The sequence below is a fragment of the Streptomyces sp. SID5910 genome (assembly GCF_009862125.1).
Lineage (GTDB): Bacteria > Actinomycetota > Actinomycetes > Streptomycetales > Streptomycetaceae > Streptomyces.
Map to the genome: position 1 here is coordinate 1 of NZ_WWHX01000524.1, position 1,522 is coordinate 1,522.

At 73.5% G+C, this 1,522-nt stretch carries 1 protein-coding gene; it reads left to right on the forward strand.

Annotated elements, in window-relative coordinates:
- A partial coding sequence (locus GTW67_RS18485) for a polyketide synthase dehydratase domain-containing protein (RefSeq protein WP_202437389.1) occupies nucleotides 1–1,522 on the forward strand: 1,522 nt, incomplete at both ends.

Sequence of the window (1,522 nt, forward strand, 5' to 3'; positions counted from 1 at the left end):
GAGGAACACACCGACACGCCCGTCACGGCGGTCGGTACGCTGCGCCGCGGAGAGGGCGGCCCGGAGCGCTTCCTGGCCTCCGCCGCCGAGGCGTTCGTCGGCGGTGCGACGGTCGACTGGGCCGGAGTGTTCGCGGGCACGGGTGCCCGGCGCGTCGATCTGCCCACCTACGCCTTCCAGGAGCAGCACTACTGGATCGAGCCGTCCCTCGACCGTCAGGGCGACGTCGCGTCGGCCGGTCTCTCGTCCGCCGATCACCCCCTGCTGGGCGCCGCCGTGACGCTGCCGGAGACCGGCGGGCACCTCTTCACGGGCCGGCTCTCTCTGCGGTCGCACCCGTGGTTGGCGGACCACGTCCTCTACGGTTCGGCACTGCTCCCCTCGTCCGTCTTCGTGGAGCTGGCGTTGCGTGCCGGAGACGCGGTCGGGTGTGACCGGCTGGAGGAGCTGACGCCGCAGACGCCGCTGACCCTGCCGGAGGGCGGAGCGGTCCAGCTTCAGCTCGCGGTGAGCGGACCGGACTCCTCCGGCCGCCGCACGCTCAGCGTCTACTCGCGCCACGACGACGGGGCCTCCGAGGCTTCGGATGTCTCCTGGACCTGCCATGCCCGCGGTGTACTGACGTCAGGTGCCCCGGCGGCGCCGGACGCGGCGGCTCAGGGCCTCGGCCAGTGGCCCCCGGCGGACGCCGACCCGATCGACGTGGCGGCGCTGTACGAGGGCTCGGGCTCGGAGGAGGACTCCGGCCTGGTCCACGGCCCCGCCTTCCGTACGCTGCGACAGGCGTGGCGCCGAGGCGAGGAGATCTTCGCCGAGGTGAGCTTGCCGGAGGAGCAGCGAGCGGACGCCGGGCGCTACGGGGTTCACCCGGTCCTGCTGGACGCCGCGTTCCACGTGAGGGACGGCAGGACGCTCGGTGCGGACGGCACGCAGGTCGTGCTTCCGCACGTATGGAACGGCGTGTCCCTGTACGCCACCGGTGCGTCCACGCTGCGCGTGCGGCTCTCGCCGGCGGCGGCGGACGGCATCACGATGCTGCTGGCCGACGAGTCCGGCCAGGTGGTGGCCACCGCGGACGCGGTGACGATCCAGGCGGTCACGCCGGACGACGTGGCCGCCGGGGGCCGGCTGCCGCACCAGTCGCTGTTCCGCGTGGAATGGGCGGCTCTGCCGCCGGCGTCCGTCGCGGTGGCGGAAGACGCCCGGCGGGTCGTCGTGGGCCCTGACGCGGCCGAGCTGCTGAGCCTTCTCGGAGGCGCAGGAGCGGCCGAGGGTCCGTATGCCGGCCTCTCTGACGTGGTGGCGTCCGACGAGACCGTGCCCGCGTACGTGCTGCTGCCCTTCTTCTCCGCTCCCCGGAACGGCACGGATGCCGGTGCCAGCGTGGGTGATCCGGCTGAGGTGCGGTCGGTGTCGCGTCGTGCGTTGGGGGTGTTGCAGGAGTGGCTGGGTGAGGAGCGGTTCGCGGGGTCGCGTCTGGTGGTGGTGACGCGGGGTGCGGTGTCTGCTGTGCCTGGTGAGG